Source organism: Flavivirga algicola (assembly GCF_012910715.1).
GTDB classification, from domain to species: domain Bacteria; phylum Bacteroidota; class Bacteroidia; order Flavobacteriales; family Flavobacteriaceae; genus Flavivirga; species Flavivirga algicola.
The window spans coordinates 101,532-119,242 of record NZ_JABBHF010000012.1 but is presented as its reverse complement, the minus strand read 5'-3'; the positions used below and the strand labels follow the sequence as shown (position 1 = coordinate 119,242).

Sequence of the window (17,711 nt, the reverse complement as noted above, 5' to 3'; positions counted from 1 at the left end):
GAACTGCAAAGATACTTTAATTGTTTGTTATTTTGAATCTTTGAATCGCATCTTAAACGAACCATTTAACACTAGCATTAAAATATAGTTACTTAATACCCGTCGTAAACAGCCCTTCCATTTCAAACAAAGTATCATCAAAATCTAATTCAGGTTCTTTAATAGTTTTAGTAGTAATTTGTTTGAAACCAGATTTGATTAGTATATTTTCAACATCTGCTATCTCATATTTTGTAAACCCGTGTTTTGAAAGTTCTAATTTATTCAAAAAACTTTTAGAACGGTAGGCTATTAATAATGTACCTCCAGGTTTTAAAACCCTAAGTAATTCTTCAGCATTGTCTTGAGGTTGCGGCCAAAAATAAAGCGTGTTAGTTGTTGTAATACAATCAAAAGTATCATCATTAAATGGAAGTCTTTCAATAGATGCTTGTTCAAAACGTACTTTTCCCGATTTAATGAGCCCCTCATTTATAAAATTAGCTTCATCGACCATAATGGGAGAGAAGTCAACCCCTATATATGTTAAGTCATCTGCCATTTTTAATAAGTCTTTAACAAAAAAGCCATTTCCCATGCCAATTTCCAGAATATGGTTTTTGTTCTTAGGGTTAAGTACTTTGTATGAATTTAAGCAAATATGTTTATTGCCTTTATTCATTTGTAAGCCTATTTCTTTTCCTGTTTCTCCTTCTGGTTGCCTAAGGTGTTTTGCAAGTTCTTTAGGGGTAAGCTTACTATCTAGGTTAAGTTTTTCTGCCATAATTATGTTTGTTCATTTTTCCAAAAAAATGTTAAGTCTTTATCTTTTATAAAGCCTAAACGTTGGTATAAATGTTGTGCTGGATTTGTTGGTTCTGTTTGTATTATTAGGCCTTTATATCCTTTTTCTTTGCATAATGCTTTAGCTTTATTGATGAGTATCGTACCAATATTCTTGCTTCTGAAATTAGCATCTATGTATAAATCATTTAAAACATACATTGGTTTCATCGATACTGAAGAGAATAAAAAGTATAGCTGTGTGAAGCCAACAGCTATATCGTTGATATAGGCTATATAAATAACAGAGTCTTGTTTGGTTAAGCGATCTTTTAAAAATGCTTTAACAGAATTTAAATTAGATGTTTGTCTGTAAAAAACGCGATAACCGTCAAAAAGAGGGACCAAATCGTCTAAGTGTTCTGTAGTTGCTTGTATTATTGTCATTGTAAAAAAAAAATCTGTAATATGAAATTACAGATTTTTAAATTTATATTCTGATTTTATTTATAAACCTTTTTGTTTGTTTATTTCGTCTTGTAATTGACGTCTTACCTTTTGCTCGCGTTCTAAGGCTATTTTTCGGTGTTCATCAAATTCTTCTTCAATTTCAGCAAGGGCGTGTTTAGCTTCTTTGGTAACAGCATTACTATTTTTAAACTTATAGATAAATAATAGAAGTAAAGCTAGCAAACCAGCGATAATGGACCACATAAGGACATTATAACTTGTTTTACTCATTTGCATGCCGAATAAGGCCATGTTATTTTTCTCTGAGTTGGTTTTATCTAAATCAAGCTGTGTGTTGTTTAGGTTCGATTTTAAATCTGAAATTTCTTTGCCTTGTTTTTTAACAATTAACTGTGTATCTGCAAGGTTTTTATGCACGGCCCCTAATGAATCTAATGTATTGGCTTTTAGCTTAAATAACCAATGATTCTTTACAACTTTATAGTCTTGATACTTATTAGAACGTCTTATTACAAACTCAAATTGGCTGTCTATAGTACCACTGTTAAGAGAAAGGTTGTCTTTTTCTTTTTTTGTTTGTGAAAAAGAGGGTAATGAGAAAATAAAAAGTATAAGTATGAGAGGGATTTTTTTTATAGCATTCATTTATGATTGGTTTAAATAATTTTACGAAGTTATAAAATATTGTTTATTATTACAGTTATATAATAAAAAGCCTCATAAAATGAGGCTAATTTATATACGATTTAAATCTCAATTTGGATGTTTTTATATTAATAATACGTATAACGCCTTACTTTAGAGATATATTTTGCAAGTCTTATAACTTGATGGCTATACCCGTATTCATTATCATACCATATATATAAAACAGCATTTTTACCATCTTTACGTACTATGGTTGCTTTACTATCATAAATAGAAGGAGCTGAGCTTCCAACAATATCACTAGATACTAACTCATCACTTAGTTCGAATTTAATTTGTTCAACTAAATCGCCTTCTAAAGCATATTTTTTTAAAATGGTATTAATGCCATTTAAAGAGGTTTTTGTTTTTAATTCTAAATTTAGAATAGCCAAGGAGCCGTTAGGAACGGGAACCCGAATGGCGTTTGATGTTAGTTTGCCTTCTAAGCTTGGTAATGCCTTGGCAACAGCAACGCCTGCTCCAGTTTCTGTAATAACCATGTTTAAAGCAGCTGCACGCCCACGTCTGTATTTTTTGTGGAAATTATCTACTAAATTCTGATCGTTAGTATAGGCATGGATTGTTTCTAAGTGGCCAGATTTTACACCAAATGAATCTTCTATAGCTTTTAGTACAGGTGTGATGGCATTGGTTGTACAAGATGCAGCCGAGAAAATTTTAACTTTATCTGGATTGTTTTCTGTATGGTTTACTCCATAAACGATATTTGGTACACCTTTCCCAGGAGCTGTTAATAATACTTTGTCGATTCCTTTAGCTTTTAAATGTCTGCTTAAACTTTTTTTATCTCTAAAGGCACCTGTATTATCAATAACTAAAGCTTTATTTATTTTATACTTGGTATAATCAATATCTTCAGGAGCATTTGTGGAAATAACATTCACGGTCGTTCCATTTATAATCAATGCGCTGTTTTTTACATCTACAGAAACGGTTCCAGAAAAGTCACCGTGAACCGAATCGTTTCGTAATAAAGAGGCACGTTTTTCTAGTATTTTTTCATCAATATCCCCTCGGGTTACGATAGCTCTTAAGCGTAGCTGACTACCTTTACCTGTCCGTGTCATGAGTTCACGAGCTACTAAACGTCCAATTCTGCCAAAACCATAAAGGACAACATCTTTGGGAAGGATGTCTCCATTTTTGTTTGCATCTTTTAGCTTTCTAGCAACAAAAGCAGTAGGGTTGCTGTGTTTGTTGTCTTCTAAGTGGAATTCGTAAGTGAGTTTTCCAATATCCAACTTTGCAGGAGGTACATCAAGCGTTTTAATAGCTTGAGCTATTTCTACTGAATCAAAAATAGAAATAGGCTTTTGTACAAATTTGCCAGCATATTCATGTAGGTTTAAAATTTGGCTCACATTTCTATCGATAAGTTGGTTTCTGAAAATTACCAATTCAATAGATTTGTCATACCAAAGATCACTAATAATTTTAATAAATTCTACGGTAGCTCTTCGACGATCTGCTTGAAAGGCTAACTCATTTTCATAAGCTTTGTTAAAAGACATTGTAAAATATTTAGTTTAGTTAAATTTCTGACAAAAATATCATATTTCAAACGTTTTCGTAGCGTATTTTAAGAAAAAAATAACCCTATCAAAAAAATAAATTTTTGATAGGGTTAAAAAGTGATTTTTAGGAGTTGTTTCTATCTGAAAATAACTTCCTTTTTCTCTTTTCTTGTGTTGATGTATTCTAACTTTTTAATATTTTCTTGAATATCATCGCCGTATTTTTCCTTTATTTTTGAAATGTCCGCTATTGTTTCAATTTTTATGTCATTTATTCCAGTAATAATATAGCCTTCAGTGATCCCCAGATTGGAATATAACCATTTGTTTTTAGTATTTTTTACCATAACACCATAGTCTATACCATATTCCTCCTTAAATGAATCAGATAAATCCTGTAGTTCCATGTCTACGAAGTTTATAGAGAAAGCATCTGTTTTTGAGAGTTTTACGTCTACAGTTTTAATTTTGTCATTTCTGTATATTTCAACATTTATGATATCATTTGGACGTTTTGTTTTTATATAACCACTTAAGTCCTCAAATTTAGATACTTCTATGTTGTCCAATTTTTTAATAATATCACCTTTTTTGATACCAGCCTTTTCGGCTCCAGAGTTTTTAATAACTTCAGAAACATAGACACCTTCTGTATAATTAAGACCTTCTTCTTGGGCTACTCTACTGTTAAAAGTACCAGCTTTAATGCCTAAAACACCATTTTGTACGTTGCCATATTCCATAATGTCTTCAACAACTTTGCGAGCAATATTACTAGGTACAGCAAACGAATAACCAATGTAAGACCCTGTTTGAGAAGAAATGGCAGTGTTTATTCCGATGAGTTCACCATTAGTATTTACTAATGCACCACCAGAATTACCAGGGTTTACAGCAGCATCTGTTTGTATAAACGATTGTGAGCTTACACCAGATAAATCTCTGGATTTTGCACTAATTATACCAGCAGTGACTGTTGACGTTAAATTAAAAGGGTTTCCAACGGCCAATACCCATTCTCCAATTTTTGCTTCATCAGAATTCCCGAAAGTTACTACAGGAAGCTCTTCATCTGCTTCAATTTTCAGCAAGGCGATGTCGGTTTTAGGATCGGATCCAATAATTTTTGCTTCATAAGTTTTATTGTTATTCAAAGTCACCGATAATTCTTGAGAGTTGTTTATAACATGATTATTAGTAATAATATAACCATCTGGTGTGATTATTACCCCCGAGCCTGTACCTAATTGCGGACGTTGAGAACTTCTTCCAAAAAACAAATCCTCAAAAGTCATTTGTCTAGGGCTGAGCGATACATTTTTTACGTGTACCACAGCATTAACGGTATTTTCGGCAGCTGTTGTGAAATCTGAATTCTCGTAGGCTTTTAATGGTCTATTAATATTATTTGTTGGTAAAAAAGTAGGAATAGAATCTGTTGCTGCTACTACGATGTTTTTGTTTTCTTTTTCTAAAAAGAGTTTATAAGCACCAAGCGTTAAAACACCACCTAATGCAGAAACCAGTATTAATGATAAAATCTTCTTCATAATTCTAAAATTTATTTTACAATTTACTAACGATTAAAATTAAATATTTATTGAATGGTCAATTTCGTTTTAACGATTTTTAACGTCCATTTTAACGACTATTTAACAATCAAAAATACCGTTTAATATTTATATCTTTGTGCTTTATTATGCAACAGACTTTTTATAAATATCAAGGAACAGGAAACGATTTTGTGATGATTGATAATCGTCAACAAACTTTCGACAAAAATAATACCAAACATGTAGCTTCATTATGCGACAGACGTTTTGGCATAGGGGCTGACGGACTTATTCTTTTAGAGAATCATGACGATTTAGATTTTAAGATGGTGTATTATAACGCCGATGGGAACGAAAGTTCTATGTGTGGTAATGGAGGGCGTTGTTTGGTCGCATTTGCAAAGCAACTAGGGGTTATAAAAGATAAGGCAGCTTTCGAGGCTATAGATGGATTACATCATGCTACTATTGATGGCGATATTGTAAAACTTCAAATGGTGGATGTTGATACGGTAGAAAAACATGAGAATCATGTCTTTTTAGATACAGGTTCACCACATCATGTACAATTTGAAAATCAGATAGAATCTTTCGATATAAAAACGGAAGGTTCGAAAATTAGATATGGAACACCATATAATGAGGCAGGAAGTAATGTGAATTTTGTTAAGAAAATAAGTGATCAGATTTTTACGGTTAGGACTTATGAGCGTGGGGTAGAAGATGAAACTTTGTCATGTGGTACAGGAGCGACTGCTGTTGCTTTAGCCATGCATGCTATTAACGAAACGAAAGAAAACCTTATAACGCTCCGAGTACCAGGAGGTAAGTTACAAGTGTCTTTTGAAGTTGAAAATGGGCTCTATAAAAATGTTTGGCTCATTGGACCTGCAAAACTTGTGTTTAAAGGTGCTGTATGATTACTTTAAAGGGTGAAAATATATACTTGCGTGCTTTAGAACCTGAGGATCTAGAGTTTATCCATACTATTGAAAATGATGAGACTGTCTGGGAAATCAGCAATACTATAACACCTTATTCAAAATATTTAATCAAACAGTATTTGGAACAGGCTCATAAAGATATTTTCGAAGTTAAACAATTGCGACTGGTTATTTCGAGTTATAAAGAAGAAGCATTAGGCATGATTGATTTGTTCGATTTCGATTTTAAAAATAGCAGGGCAGGCGTTGGTGTTTTGGTTAAGGAGACCAACAATAGAAGGAAAGGTTATGGTTATGAGGCGCTTGAGCTATTAATAGACTATAGTTTTACCTATTTAGGTTTGCACCAGTTATATTGTAATATCTCTGAAGAAAATGAAGCAAGTATCAAGCTTTTTACAAATCAGGGGTTTAAAAAAATAGGGCTTAAAAAGGATTGGATCCGTAGTAATGGTTCCTATAAAAATGAATATTTATTTCAGCTTATAAATAATTAAAATGTATATAAAAAAGATACTTCTAACTATTGTAATTATTGGATTGGTAGTTGCTGCATTTTTTGCAAATTTCGTATATAAGGCCATGTTAAAGCCTAATACAGCATTTAATAATGATACTGCTTATATTTTTATCCCTACTAAAGCAACTTATGAAGATGTTAGAAACCAACTAATACCTTTATTAAATGATATAGATTCTTTTGATGACTTAGCCGAACAAAAAAAATATACAACACATGTTAAAGCGGGTAAGTTTGCCATTAAAAAAGACATGACTAATAATGATATTATCAATTCTATTCGCAGTAAGAATATACCAATTAAAGTATCTTTTAATAATCAAGAAACCCTTGAAAAGTTAGCAGGACGCATAGCTACCCAAATTGAAGCAGATAGTATTTCTTTGTTAAAAGCCATGAAAGACCAAACGTTTTTAGATAAAAATAACTTTAAAGAAGCTACTGCTTTAGGGATGTATCTGCCCAATAGTTATGAACTTTTCTGGAATACTTCAGGAGAAGCGTTTAGAAATCGTATGCTGAAAGAGTACAATCGTTTTTGGAATGATTCTCGGAAGAATAAAGCAAAAGCTATAGATATGTCTCCAGATGAAGTAATAGCCTTGGCTTCAATTGTTTATGAAGAATCCAAACAAACCAGTGAACAGCCAAGAATAGCAGGAGTTTATATTAATAGATTAAAACGGGGTATTCCACTACAGGCTGATCCCACACTTAAATTTGCAGCTTATAAATTGCCTCAATACAAGAATACCATTATAAAACGTGTTTTGAATATTCATAAAGAGATTGAATCTCCTTACAATACATATAAAAATGCTGGACTGCCACCTGGTTTAATTGCGATGCCGGATATTTCGGCAATTGATGCTGTTTTAAATCATGAAGAGCACAATTATATATATTTTGCGGCAGATGCCAAGCGTTTGGGATATCATAAGTTTGCAAAAACTTTATCACAGCATAATATAAATGCCAGGGCCTACCATCGTTATTTATCATCTCAAGGCATTAATAAATAGTGAAGAAACCTGCTTTAAAACATATTCTTTTATTTGCCCTATTGTCTACGCTTTCTTATTCGCAATCAAGACTAAATGATTTTTTAACCCCCAGTGACACACTTAATAAGCCTAGAAGAAATGCAGTGGTTATAGGTGAAGCATCTTTAGCAGGTATTTCATTAATAGGCTTAAACCAACTTTGGTATTCAGATTTCGACCGTTCAAAGTTTCATACGGTTAATGATAATAGTGAATGGCTTCAAATGGATAAGATAGGTCATGCATTTACATCTTATCAAATGGGAAAACATGGTGCACAACTCCTAAATTGGAGTGGGGTGGATAAAAAGGGGCAATTAATATATGGCGCTACTTTGGGCTTTGGGTTTTTAACAGCTGTAGAAGTATTGGACGGATATTCACAAGAGTGGGGTTTTTCGTGGGGAGATATTGCCGCTAATGCAGCAGGAACAGGGTTGTATATTGGACAAGAATTGTTATGGAATGAGCAAAGAATTGCCTTAAAGTACTCTTTTCATCAAACAAAGTATGCAGATTTAAACCCAGATAAGCTCGGAGAAAACCTTTTAGAGCAAGTATTGAAAGATTATAATGGACAAACTTATTGGTTAAGTGCTAATCTGCGTTCTTTTTTTAAAGAAAGTAAAATACCCAAATGGTTAAATATAGCTGTTGGATATGGCGCAGATGGTATGCTTTATGGGTCGGAAGTTATTGACAATCAAATGTTAACAACTAATCAGAGGGTGCGTCAATACTATTTGAGTTTTGATGTAAATTTGAATGCTATTAGGACAGATTCAAAGTTTTTGAGGTCGATTTTTGACATTTTTAATATGGTAAAAATACCATTCCCTACATTAGAAATCAACAAAAATAAGTGTGTATTTCATCTATTCTACAACTAAAAAATACACATAATCGATTAATTTTGAAATAATTAAAAAAAAGCCTAATTTTGCACGCTCAAATTTCAAGGGGTATTTTGTTAGAAAAATACGCTGAAAAAGTTTAAAATTATGATAAAGAATATTGCAAGTTACACGACCCTCGCGCTTACAATATGTTTTATATTAAGTGTGTCGCTTTCATCTAGAGAGACTATGGATTTGAGTAAATATTCCACTAAAGGATTAGACTTAAATTATACAGTACGCGATGGAGGCAAAGATGGTAATTTATTGGCATCTAATGAACCATTCTCTCCTTACTTAGGGAAGTCTTTTGTCGGATTTAAAGAAGCCTTGGCTTTTAAAGAATCTGGAGGTGATTACTTTTCTGTGAATACATTTGGCTATTTAGGTAAGTATCAATTTGGAAAGGAGACTTTAAAAATGATTGGAATTAAAAACCCAACTAAGTTTTTGAAAAATCCTAAGCTTCAGGAACGTGCTTTTATTGCAAATGCAGAACGTAATAAATGGATTTTAAGACGTGATATCAAGAATTTTGTTGGAAAGCGAATTAATGGTATTATAGTAACTGAGTCTGGAATCTTAGCTGCTGCGCATTTAGCTGGTCCTGGTAATGTGAAAAAATATTTAAGAAGCTACGGTTTAGATAATTTTGCCGATGGTTATGGTACCACGGTGCACGATTATATGAAACGTTTTTCGGGATATGATACATCGTTTGTAAAACCAAATAAAAAAGCAAAAGCTATATAAGAATTAGCTTTTATGAATAATAAATATTGTAGGTCTCTTATGCAGATCTACAATATTTTTTTTCCATTCATTTGCCGTTTGTGTTTTTATAAATTCTGTATTTAAGGTAATGTCACATGCCACAGCTATGTCGGTGTTTTTATCTAATGTATGGCATAGGTCTTCAAGCATTTTATTGTTTCTATAAGGTGTTTCTATGAATATTTGAGACTGATTACGTTCAAAAGATAAGCGTTCCAGTCTTTTGATTTCACTTTTGCGCTCGCCTTTGTCTATGGGCAAATAGCCATTGAAGGTAAAGTTTTGACCGTTCATTCCAGAACTCATGATTGCCATTAAAATAGAGGATGGGCCAACTAAAGGAACGACCTTAATATTTTTTTGATGTGCTAATTTTACAATATCTGCACCAGGGTCGGCAACTCCAGGGCAACCTGCTTCCGATAAGAGTCCAATATTCGTTCCATTCAAGCAAGGAGATAAGAAGTTTGGCAACTCACTTGCATCAGTAAATTTGTTTAAATGAAATAGGTTTAAAGAAGGTTGTGGTTTATTGGGAGTTATTTTTTTTATAAAACGCCTGGCAGTTTTTTCATTTTCAACAATATAGGTGTCCGTTTGTTCAATGATTTGCTTCACCGATATAGGTAAAACCTCCAAAGTATTGTTGTCACCTAAAGTTGTTGGAATTAAGTATAGCTTGCCTTTAACAGTGTTCATAGGCATTTTTATTTAAATTAATTTTTTTGCAATGACATCGCAGGCTTCATCTAACATTTTATAAACATTTTCAAAACCTTCATCACCTCCATAATATGGATCTGGAACATCGTAATTTTGGTTTGGGTATACTTCGTTTAAAATGAATTTTACTTTTGCAATGTCTTCATCATTTCTGGCTAGTGAAGTCACATTTCTAAAATTAGATTCATCCATAACATAAATAAAGTCGAATAAATCAAAATCAGAAGTTTTAAATTGGCGTCCCTTTAAATGGGAAATATCCAATCCGTATTTTCTGGCAACAGCTATAGAACGTTTGTCGGGAGAGTTTCCCGTATGATAATTGGCAGTACCGGCAGAGTCTACTTGGAATAAATCGCTGGAAAGCTTAGATTTTAAAATACCTTCGGCAAGAGGAGAACGACAAATGTTTCCTAAACATACCATCAGAATTTTAGTCATTTTAGTGAATTTTAAATGGAAAGCTTTTTAGTAATATCTTCAACATATTTTCTAAATTGTTTATCTGTTGAAGATAAATTGTCAACCGTTTTACAAGCATGTAATACTGTTGCGTGATCTCGTTTTCCTATTTGAGAACCAATACTTGCTAATGATGCTTTGGTGAATTTTTTTGCAAAAAACATGGCAAGCTGACGTGCCTGAACGATGTGACGTTTTCTCGTTTTAGATTGTAAAGTATCAATATCCATTTGAAAATAATCGGATACTACTTTTTGTATATAATCTATTGAAACTTCACGTTTCGTGTTTTTAACAAATTTCTCAACGATTATTCTAGCTAAATCAATGGTGATTTCTTTTTTGTTGAAGGAAGATTGTGCTATTAATGAAATGATGGCGCCTTCTAATTCCCTAACATTCGTTTTGATATTTTTAGCGACATATTCTATAATATCTTCAGGCATTTCAACGCCATCTCGATATAATTTGTTTTTCAGTATAGAAACTCTGGTTTCGAAGTCTGGTGTTTGCAGTTCGGCAGAAAGTCCCCATTTAAAACGAGATAATAAGCGTTGCTCAATATCTTGCATATCAACAGGTGCTTTATCACTGGTTAAAATAACCTGTTTGCCATTTTGATGCAAATGGTTGAAAATATGGAAGAAAACATCTTGGGTTCCAGTTTTTCCAGAAAAGAATTGGACATCATCAATAATCAATACATCGATAATTTGATAAAAATGAATAAAATCATTTCTATTATTCTTCTTTACGGCATCAATATATTGTTGTGTAAATTTCTCAGCAGAAATATACAAAACAGTTTTTTCCGGATACTTGTCTTTTATGTCAACTCCAATAGCATGGGCCAAATGTGTTTTTCCTAGGCCTACACCTCCAAAAATTAAAAGAGGATTAAACGATGTGCCTCCAGGTTTATTTGAAACAGCTAAACCAGCACTACGGGCCAAGCGATTAGAATCTCCTTCCAAAAAGTTTTCGAAACTATAATTAGGATTTAACTGAGATTCTATCTTGACATTTCTAATGCCTGGAATAACAAAAGGATTTCTTAATTCTGGACTTTTATTGTTTAAAGGAATATCAACATCTTGTGATTTTACAGATGTTCTATTCGAACTTGGTATCTTTTCAGTAAAAGGTTGTTTGTTGCCATACGTGTTTTCCATTTTTATAATGTAAACAAGCTTGGCGCCTTCTCCTAGTTCTTTTGTAAGAGATACTTTTAGGATTTTTACGTAGTGTTCTTCAAGCCATTCATAAAAGAATTTACTAGGCACTTGGACACTTAATGCATTATCTGTAAGTTTAACTGCTATAATAGGTTCAAACCAAGTTTTATATGCTTGCGGCTGAATGTTATCCTTTATGAATTCAAGACAATTATCCCATACCGATTGCGCAGTTATACTCATTAGTTTTGTTTAGTAATTTTTGTAGTTAGTTATAATATAAGAGAGAGATCTTAATTCCCCCTGTCCCCATTTACTCGTGGCAAATATGTGAACAAAATTCTTAAAAAAAAAATCATTTACTATTGAATTTTTAGAATTTTTTCCCCATGTTTAAGCTCATGCCGAAACTACGAAAAAATATTTAATAATCCCTATGAAAATCGATGAAATACAAATAAGAGTGAGATATGGTGAAACTGACCAAATGGGTGTCGTTTATCATGGTAATTACGCATTATACCTTGAAATGGGGAGAATAGAATGGTTGCGAAAATTAGGGATTTCTTATAAATCTATGGAAGAAAATGGTATCATGTTACCCGTAGTTTCTTTGAGTATAAACTATAAAAAATCAGCAGGTTATGATGATGTAATTAATGTAAAAACTCAACTAAAGAAAATCCCTACAGCGAAGATTGAATTCGAATATGAGATTACTAATGAAAAGGACGAAATATTAACAACAGCAAGTACGACTTTAGTGTTTGTCGATATGAAAACAAACAGACCAACTAAAGCACCACAATATTTTTTGGATCTTATAAATAGTTAAATTTTTTTAATATCAATTTCGAAGAGATGATTGAAAATATCGAAAGTAGATTCAGCCTCCTTTTTTCTCACAGAAATGGTGATTTTACAATCCATTTCCAATGCTTGATGGATAATATGTAGTTTTTTCTCTTTGATGATACGCATCACTTTATTCATGTTTTTATAATCAAATGAAATAAGGTAATCTGTATTTATGGTTTTTTCTATAATATTAGAATGTTCTAATACTAGCTGCGCTGTGGTTTTATAAGCATTAATTAAGCCCCCAACACCTAATTTAACACCTCCAAAGTATCGTACAACAACAATTAAAATATTGGTAACCTCAAAAGATTGAATTTGTCCGTAAATAGGCATGCCTGCAGAATTACTGGGTTCTCCATCGTCATTCGCGCGATAAATAGTAGTTTCTGTTCCTAATTGATAGGCATAACACCAATGTCTGGCAGCGTGGTGTTTCTTTTTTAGTGTCTCTATATAAATTTTTGCATCATCTTCTGTTAAAATAGAAAATGCATAACCATAAAACTTGCTGTTTTTGTCCTTGTAAAGCTGTTCTTCTGTAGCTTTTAGAATTGTTTTATAGGTGTCTCTTATAGAATTCATTTTTACAATAATAAGTTATAATTTTTATGTTCACGCCAAACTTTGTATATAAGATTTAAAAATCGTCAAATAACATCTTATGAATTTTTACATGTGAAGGTTTTTTTGTTTTTATTGCTTTCTGATAGAAAATGAACAAAATGTTTATTAAAAAGAAATATTTATAACCGCTAGGGTAGTGATTTTATTACAATATTTGAGAGACATTTTTATATGAATCTCTAACGAAACAAAAATCATGATTTCAAAACTACCTTATCGAAAGATATTTTTTTTATTGCTTCTTCTGAATTGTTTCAGGGTAAGTGCACAAAATAACGCAAATTCCGAGACAAAAACTCATCAACAAGAGGTTTTAATTATTGAAGCCCTTCCTGAAAATTTACCTTCAAACGTTTCAATGCCTGTTTCTTATTTAGGAGAAACAATGACCTTGGAACTTGATAAAAGTTTTGTTTTTGGTAAAAATACGAGGTTTTTAATTGATGATGGGACAGGTAAGGTGGTGGAAATAGAAAAACCTAAGGAATGTACATACACAGGTCATGTTAAAGAACATCCAGAGTATTATGTAAATGCAGTTATCTCTGAAGAAGGGTTAATAGCCACGATAATTAAACCTAATAGCGAAATGGTTGAAATAAGGCCTTCGTCAAAAGATAAAAGAACTCACGAAATTTTTGCTGTTAAAGATAATCATTCATACTTAGAAAAAGGCTGTACATTGGATGTTGGTGATAAAGGCCATGATCATTCTACATTAGAAAACAGAAATTCAAGTACGAGAATAAAACGACCTATAGCCTCTGCAAAAACCTCAAATAATCAGTTGACACAAAAAGAAAGTAATAGTTTATTGCCTGCAAGTTTACCGCCAACAACCGTAATGGATGTCCTTGAATATGAAATTGGTGTAGAAATTGGATCAAGATCTTTTTTCGGCTCTGCTTACAATGGAAATTTGGCGACAGCCCAGGCTTCGGCACAATCTATAATTGGAAATCTTAATAGCCGATTTCTTCATGGTTCAGGGGTAGCATTTAGACTAGGTACGGTTATAATTAGGACTAATGCTAGTACTGACCCGTTAAGAGATTTGGTTACAGCTACTGGAGCAGCTCCTAATGCTAGTGCCAGTCTTGCGGCATTTAAAGATTATTGGAATAATAACCCGAGTGAAGTTGGTACTACACACGATGTGGCAGTATACCATGTAAAATCGGCACCATCTGGTTTAGCTTATGTTAATAAAGTAGATACACCTTTTAAGTATGCTACGATGGGAGGGAATGGTGCAACTAGTTGGGCTAATGGAACAGCAGTGCATGAAGTTGGTCACGTTTGGAACTTAAAACATACCAATAGCTCTGGTATATTTTATGAAAATAGACCACGAAATAATTCAGGCTCAACCACATCGGGAGGTAATGATTACTATATTAGTGTGATGCACGGATCGGGAAACCATAATATAGGAAGGTTTTCTACCACAGAAGCTCAAGTTGTGAGGCAAGTACTTAATCAAAAACGTTCTGCAGGAGATCCAGTTGCAAATCCAGGCGAAATGAAACCTTTTGGAGCTTTCGATGAATATGAAATGCAATCTAATGACCCCGTTACCATTGATGTGATCTCAAATGATTATGATGTGAATAATGATGTGTTGGATGTTAGTGTTTTAGATCAAGTAAGTAATTTAGGTGGGACTATTAGTCTTTCTTCAGGTACAGGTCCGGGAGGAAGAAATGAACTTATATATACACCACCAGCATCAGGGCTCAATGGAAAGGATTTTTTCCATTATACTGTTTTTGATACAACGGGACGATCAGATTTTGGAGCTGTTTATATGTATCGAGAAACTTCTTTGTTTAATGAAAATAGTGATGAATTTAGATTTGACTTAGGTACAAGAACATCAGTGGTTTGGCCTAATTATGATAGGTTACATGGTGATACATCCAATAGTTTATACGGTTGGACAGACACTTCTGTTGTTGGTGACAGGGATCGAGGAAGTGCATCTGGTACTAACGATCTCAATAGGGATTTGTGCCAGTCTTCTCAACCAGCAACTTTTGAAACAAAATTGCGTAACGGTAGGTGGAAGGTACTTATTACATTTGGAGACCGTTCTTATCCTCATGATAATATATTTGTTAAGGCAGAAGGTGTCGATATGTTAGAAAACATAAATACGACTCCTGGAGTATATTTTAACGAAATATTTGAGGTGGATGTAGCTGATGGGAAACTCTCATTAGAGTTTTCAGATCGAGGTGGTAGCGATGCTAACTGGGTAGCTACAAGGATAATTTTAACTTATGTGGAGACTGGAGCTTTAAGTGTAGACGATAATGATCTTGAAGATGTTTTTTCAGTATATCCTAATCCAACAAATTCCATTTTAAATATCAAAATAAAAAATCAGATGAATGGGGCGCTGTCTATAGTAGATGTTCTAGGGAATTTAGTGTATTCAGAAGAAAAACCAGAAGTTGAAGAAGTTGTTGTTGATGTTAGTAATTGGTCTCAAGGGGTTTACTTTGTGACATTTAAAATAGATAATAATAAAATTGTTAAAAAGATTATTGTTGACTAATAATGTGAAAAAATAATATTATAAGACCAGTCCTCATAAAAACAAGTCTTTTTTTATGAGGAATAGGTCTGTAATATCATCTGTTTTTGGCATGATGTTCCAAACATTAATACCTAGGCTTTTAGCAGTATTAATGTTATCGGCACTATCATCAATAAAAAGGCATTCGTTTGCGCGTATTTTATGCGTACTCAATACAAATTCGAAAATGTCTTGATTCGGTTTTCTTAATTGAATTTCGTGCGATAAATAAAAAGCATGAAAAAGACTTTTAAACGTTTCATAAAAAGGGACATGCTTTTTTATCCAATTAATATGAAGCTCGTTGGTATTGCTTAATAATATGAGCTCGTATTTTGAATCAGATTTAAGCTTTTCCAAAAAATCCAAGCGATATTTAGGAAAGTCTTTAAGCATAAAGTTCCAAATATCAATTAATTCATTTTTAGAAAGTTTTGGGAAGTTTTCGGCATAAAACTCAAGGAATTCGTCTGTAGAGATAAGCCCCTGTTCATAAAAGCAATTAAAGGCTGTCATTTCTTCAGAAAAGGATTCAATTCCATAAGATTTAAGAGCATTTTGTATGTGACCTTCTATGTCTAAATTGATAAATACATTTCCGAAATCGAAAATAATAGTTTTAATCATTTTTACAAATTTTAAGAGTGTTGGACATGATTTCTTCTTCAGAAATTAACTTGCCCAAAAACTTAGGAGCGCGTACGCCCTCTTTGAATTCTGTAGGTCCTGTGAAAATTCTTGCCTCATCCCATATATTTTCATCAATAAAGCTCTGTAGTGTTTTTTGGCCGCCTTCAATGATCACAGATGTAATATCGTTTTGATATAAAATGTCGCTGATTTGTTGAGAAATAGGCTTTCCGAAATCGATATTGTTCTTGTTTATTATAATTGTTTCAGCTTTATTGTTAAAAATTGAAAATTTATTGGAGAGTTTTAAATCTTTATCTATAACAATTCGAATGGGATTATTGCCTTGCCAATCTCTAACCGTTAGACTGGGGTTGTCTTGAAAAACCGTATTTGTACCAACTAAAATGGCTTGTTCTTCAGCACGCCATTTATGGACTAATTGCCTTGAATGTCTATTGGTAATCCAAACTGGTTTCTGTTCTTTTCTGTTTTTTGGTGCTATAAAGCCATCTTTAGTTTCGGCCCATTTTAAAATAATATAAGGGCGCTTTTTATTGTGAAATGTAAAAAAGCGTTTATGGTGTTCTTTACAAGCTGTTTCTAGAACGCCAACGGTAACATTGCAATTGGCTTCTGCGAGTTTTTTAATCCCCATACCAGAAACTTTTACGTTATCATCTATGCAACCAATAACGACGTTAGGAATTTTACACCTAATAATAAGGTCGCTACAAGGTGGTGTTTTTCCGTAATGAGAGCAAGGTTCTAGCGTAACATATATCGTAGCTTCTTTTAATAAGGATTTGTTTTTTACTGCATTTATAGCATTAACTTCTGCATGATTGCCTCCATAAGGACTTGTATATCCTTCTCCTATAATTTTATTTTCATGAACGATAACACAACCCACCATAGGGTTTGGTCTAGCAGTTCCTAAACCGTTTTTAGCAATTTCTATACAACGTTTTATGTATGTTTCGTGAGTAGCCAAAGTATTATAGTTTAATCTTCACGTGTTCGGTTTTGTCAATATTATAAGTAAACGAAAAGCCTAATGCTTTATATATAATATCGCCTTTATATTGCACTTTAATTTTTTTACTGAACAAGCTTCCTATCAACCCTCCTATATTTTTATTGCTAAAAATGCTATCGGTTGGAATCTTGGTTTTTAAAGGAATTGAGAACGCTTCCTTTGCTGGTACCTTAAAGTTTTTAGTCGATACAGTAGCCATTTGATTGTCGTTAACAAAAACCTTTATCTCATCGGTTTTTAATGCACCGCCAATATCATTTGGATTTTTAAAAAAAGCATCGGCAGTAAAAGTTATATGCTTTGAGGTTGATTCTTCTACTTTAATATTTTCGATATATAAAAACTCTGGTTTTTCACTAACAGAGCAACTTAAAAAAGCAAATAACATTGTTGATAAAATAATAAGTTTCCTCATTCTATTATTTTTA

Annotated in this window: 19 protein-coding genes; 7 read left to right on the top strand and 12 right to left on the bottom strand. The window is 32.8% G+C overall.

What is annotated here, in order from left to right:
- Positions 1-88 precede the first annotated feature (88 nt).
- From HHX25_RS18330 to HHX25_RS18310, 5 genes are all read right to left on the bottom strand, one after another.
- Positions 89-763: a class I SAM-dependent methyltransferase gene (locus HHX25_RS18330; protein WP_169676503.1), complete on the bottom strand. Its 675-nt coding sequence runs from the start codon at positions 761-763 to the stop codon at positions 89-91.
- A 2-nt stretch (positions 764-765) separates the two neighbouring features.
- Positions 766-1,209: a GNAT family N-acetyltransferase gene (locus HHX25_RS18325; protein WP_169676501.1), complete on the bottom strand. Its 444-nt coding sequence runs from the start codon at positions 1,207-1,209 to the stop codon at positions 766-768.
- Between the two features lie 60 nt (positions 1,210-1,269).
- Positions 1,270-1,878 carry a tRNA (guanine-N1)-methyltransferase gene (locus HHX25_RS18320; protein WP_169676499.1) on the bottom strand — a complete coding sequence of 203 codons (609 nt, stop codon included), beginning with the start codon at positions 1,876-1,878 and terminating at the stop codon, positions 1,270-1,272.
- Positions 1,879-2,006: 128 nt separating this feature from the next.
- A complete protein-coding gene (locus tag HHX25_RS18315) occupies positions 2,007-3,455 on the bottom strand; it encodes a glyceraldehyde-3-phosphate dehydrogenase (protein ID WP_169676497.1) in 1,449 nt (482 codons plus the stop codon).
- Positions 3,456-3,595: 140 nt separating this feature from the next.
- Positions 3,596-5,008 carry a trypsin-like peptidase domain-containing protein gene (locus HHX25_RS18310; RefSeq protein ID WP_169676494.1) on the bottom strand — a complete coding sequence of 471 codons (1,413 nt, stop codon included), beginning with the start codon at positions 5,006-5,008 and terminating at the stop codon, positions 3,596-3,598.
- A gap of 149 nt (positions 5,009-5,157) precedes the next feature.
- Between HHX25_RS18310 and dapF the strand changes: the two genes are divergently transcribed.
- From dapF to HHX25_RS18285, 5 genes are all read left to right on the top strand, one after another.
- The gene (dapF, locus tag HHX25_RS18305; RefSeq protein WP_169676492.1) at positions 5,158-5,931 is read left to right on the top strand and encodes a diaminopimelate epimerase; all 774 of its coding nucleotides are present in this window, start codon (positions 5,158-5,160) and stop codon (positions 5,929-5,931) included.
- Positions 5,928-6,452, top strand: coding sequence for a GNAT family N-acetyltransferase (locus HHX25_RS18300; RefSeq protein WP_169676490.1), 525 nt, complete (start codon positions 5,928-5,930; stop codon positions 6,450-6,452). The genes dapF and HHX25_RS18300 overlap by 4 nt, the downstream gene beginning before the upstream one ends.
- Position 6,453: 1 nt before the next feature.
- On the top strand, positions 6,454-7,497 hold the full coding sequence (gene mltG / locus HHX25_RS18295; protein WP_169676488.1) for an endolytic transglycosylase MltG: 1,044 nt from the start codon (positions 6,454-6,456) through the stop codon (positions 7,495-7,497).
- Complete coding sequence (locus HHX25_RS18290) at positions 7,497-8,408, top strand: DUF2279 domain-containing protein (RefSeq protein WP_317169110.1); 912 nt, start codon at positions 7,497-7,499, stop codon at positions 8,406-8,408. Before mltG ends, HHX25_RS18290 begins: the two co-directional genes overlap by 1 nt.
- A 111-nt stretch (positions 8,409-8,519) precedes the next feature.
- Complete coding sequence (locus HHX25_RS18285) at positions 8,520-9,167, top strand: peptidoglycan-binding protein LysM (protein WP_169676486.1); 648 nt, start codon at positions 8,520-8,522, stop codon at positions 9,165-9,167.
- A gap of 3 nt (positions 9,168-9,170) precedes the next feature.
- Here HHX25_RS18285 and HHX25_RS18280 read toward each other — a convergent pair whose 3' ends face one another.
- The 3 genes from HHX25_RS18280 to dnaA are packed head-to-tail and all read right to left on the bottom strand — an operon-like array spanning position 9,171 to position 11,791.
- Positions 9,171-9,887 (bottom strand): SAM-dependent methyltransferase, encoded by a 717-nt coding sequence (locus tag HHX25_RS18280; RefSeq protein ID WP_169676484.1) that lies wholly within the window; start codon positions 9,885-9,887, stop codon positions 9,171-9,173.
- Positions 9,888-9,899: 12 nt separating this feature from the next.
- Positions 9,900-10,352: a low molecular weight protein-tyrosine-phosphatase gene (locus tag HHX25_RS18275; protein ID WP_169676482.1), complete on the bottom strand. Its 453-nt coding sequence runs from the start codon at positions 10,350-10,352 to the stop codon at positions 9,900-9,902.
- A gap of 11 nt (positions 10,353-10,363) precedes the next feature.
- Complete coding sequence (gene dnaA, locus HHX25_RS18270) at positions 10,364-11,791, bottom strand: chromosomal replication initiator protein DnaA (RefSeq protein ID WP_169676480.1); 1,428 nt, start codon at positions 11,789-11,791, stop codon at positions 10,364-10,366.
- Positions 11,792-11,984: 193 nt separating this feature from the next.
- Between dnaA and HHX25_RS18265 the strand changes: the two genes are divergently transcribed.
- Positions 11,985-12,383 carry an acyl-CoA thioesterase gene (locus HHX25_RS18265; protein ID WP_169676478.1) on the top strand — a complete coding sequence of 133 codons (399 nt, stop codon included), beginning with the start codon at positions 11,985-11,987 and terminating at the stop codon, positions 12,381-12,383.
- Here the strand turns inward: HHX25_RS18265 and HHX25_RS18260 are convergent.
- Positions 12,380-12,991: an IMPACT family protein gene (locus tag HHX25_RS18260; protein ID WP_169676476.1), complete on the bottom strand. Its 612-nt coding sequence runs from the start codon at positions 12,989-12,991 to the stop codon at positions 12,380-12,382. The genes HHX25_RS18265 and HHX25_RS18260 overlap by 4 nt on opposite strands.
- Positions 12,992-13,229: 238 nt before the next feature.
- On the opposite strand from HHX25_RS18260, the gene HHX25_RS18255 reads away from it, so the two are divergent.
- Positions 13,230-15,593 carry a T9SS type A sorting domain-containing protein gene (locus HHX25_RS18255; RefSeq protein WP_169676474.1) on the top strand — a complete coding sequence of 788 codons (2,364 nt, stop codon included), beginning with the start codon at positions 13,230-13,232 and terminating at the stop codon, positions 15,591-15,593.
- Positions 15,594-15,626: 33 nt separating this feature from the next.
- Here the strand turns inward: HHX25_RS18255 and HHX25_RS18250 are convergent, their stop codons facing one another.
- Genes HHX25_RS18250 through HHX25_RS18240 form a run of 3 tightly spaced genes read right to left on the bottom strand, consistent with a single transcriptional unit; the run spans position 15,627 to position 17,698 of the window.
- Positions 15,627-16,241: an HAD family hydrolase gene (locus HHX25_RS18250; RefSeq protein ID WP_169676472.1), complete on the bottom strand. Its 615-nt coding sequence runs from the start codon at positions 16,239-16,241 to the stop codon at positions 15,627-15,629.
- Positions 16,234-17,238 carry a bifunctional diaminohydroxyphosphoribosylaminopyrimidine deaminase/5-amino-6-(5-phosphoribosylamino)uracil reductase RibD gene (gene ribD / locus HHX25_RS18245; RefSeq protein WP_169676470.1) on the bottom strand — a complete coding sequence of 335 codons (1,005 nt, stop codon included), beginning with the start codon at positions 17,236-17,238 and terminating at the stop codon, positions 16,234-16,236. Before ribD ends, HHX25_RS18250 begins: the two co-directional genes overlap by 8 nt.
- A 4-nt stretch (positions 17,239-17,242) precedes the next feature.
- Complete coding sequence (locus HHX25_RS18240; protein ID WP_169676468.1) at positions 17,243-17,698, bottom strand: hypothetical protein; 456 nt, start codon at positions 17,696-17,698, stop codon at positions 17,243-17,245.
- Positions 17,699-17,711: the final 13 nt, after the last annotated feature.

Bases quoted from the DNA above. Each gene is read 5' to 3' on its own strand.
- HHX25_RS18265 (WP_169676478.1), top strand. From the start codon at position 11,985: ATGAAAATCGATGAAATACAAATAAGAGTGAGATATGGTGAAACTGAC.
- mltG (WP_169676488.1), top strand. From the start codon at position 6,454: ATGTATATAAAAAAGATACTTCTAACTATTGTAATTATTGGATTGGTA.
- dapF (WP_169676492.1), top strand. From the start codon at position 5,158: ATGCAACAGACTTTTTATAAATATCAAGGAACAGGAAACGATTTTGTG.
- HHX25_RS18240 (WP_169676468.1), bottom strand. From the start codon at position 17,698: ATGAGGAAACTTATTATTTTATCAACAATGTTATTTGCTTTTTTAAGT.
- HHX25_RS18260 (WP_169676476.1), bottom strand. From the start codon at position 12,991: ATGAATTCTATAAGAGACACCTATAAAACAATTCTAAAAGCTACAGAA.
- dnaA (WP_169676480.1), bottom strand. From the start codon at position 11,791: ATGAGTATAACTGCGCAATCGGTATGGGATAATTGTCTTGAATTCATA.
- HHX25_RS18320 (WP_169676499.1), bottom strand. From the start codon at position 1,878: ATGAATGCTATAAAAAAAATCCCTCTCATACTTATACTTTTTATTTTC.
- HHX25_RS18325 (WP_169676501.1), bottom strand. From the start codon at position 1,209: ATGACAATAATACAAGCAACTACAGAACACTTAGACGATTTGGTCCCT.
- HHX25_RS18285 (WP_169676486.1), top strand. From the start codon at position 8,520: ATGATAAAGAATATTGCAAGTTACACGACCCTCGCGCTTACAATATGT.
- HHX25_RS18250 (WP_169676472.1), bottom strand. From the start codon at position 16,241: ATGATTAAAACTATTATTTTCGATTTCGGAAATGTATTTATCAATTTA.
- HHX25_RS18300 (WP_169676490.1), top strand. From the start codon at position 5,928: ATGATTACTTTAAAGGGTGAAAATATATACTTGCGTGCTTTAGAACCT.
- HHX25_RS18310 (WP_169676494.1), bottom strand. From the start codon at position 5,008: ATGAAGAAGATTTTATCATTAATACTGGTTTCTGCATTAGGTGGTGTT.
- HHX25_RS18280 (WP_169676484.1), bottom strand. From the start codon at position 9,887: ATGAACACTGTTAAAGGCAAGCTATACTTAATTCCAACAACTTTAGGT.
- HHX25_RS18255 (WP_169676474.1), top strand. From the start codon at position 13,230: ATGATTTCAAAACTACCTTATCGAAAGATATTTTTTTTATTGCTTCTT.
- HHX25_RS18275 (WP_169676482.1), bottom strand. From the start codon at position 10,352: ATGACTAAAATTCTGATGGTATGTTTAGGAAACATTTGTCGTTCTCCT.
- HHX25_RS18330 (WP_169676503.1), bottom strand. From the start codon at position 763: ATGGCAGAAAAACTTAACCTAGATAGTAAGCTTACCCCTAAAGAACTT.
- HHX25_RS18315 (WP_169676497.1), bottom strand. From the start codon at position 3,455: ATGTCTTTTAACAAAGCTTATGAAAATGAGTTAGCCTTTCAAGCAGAT.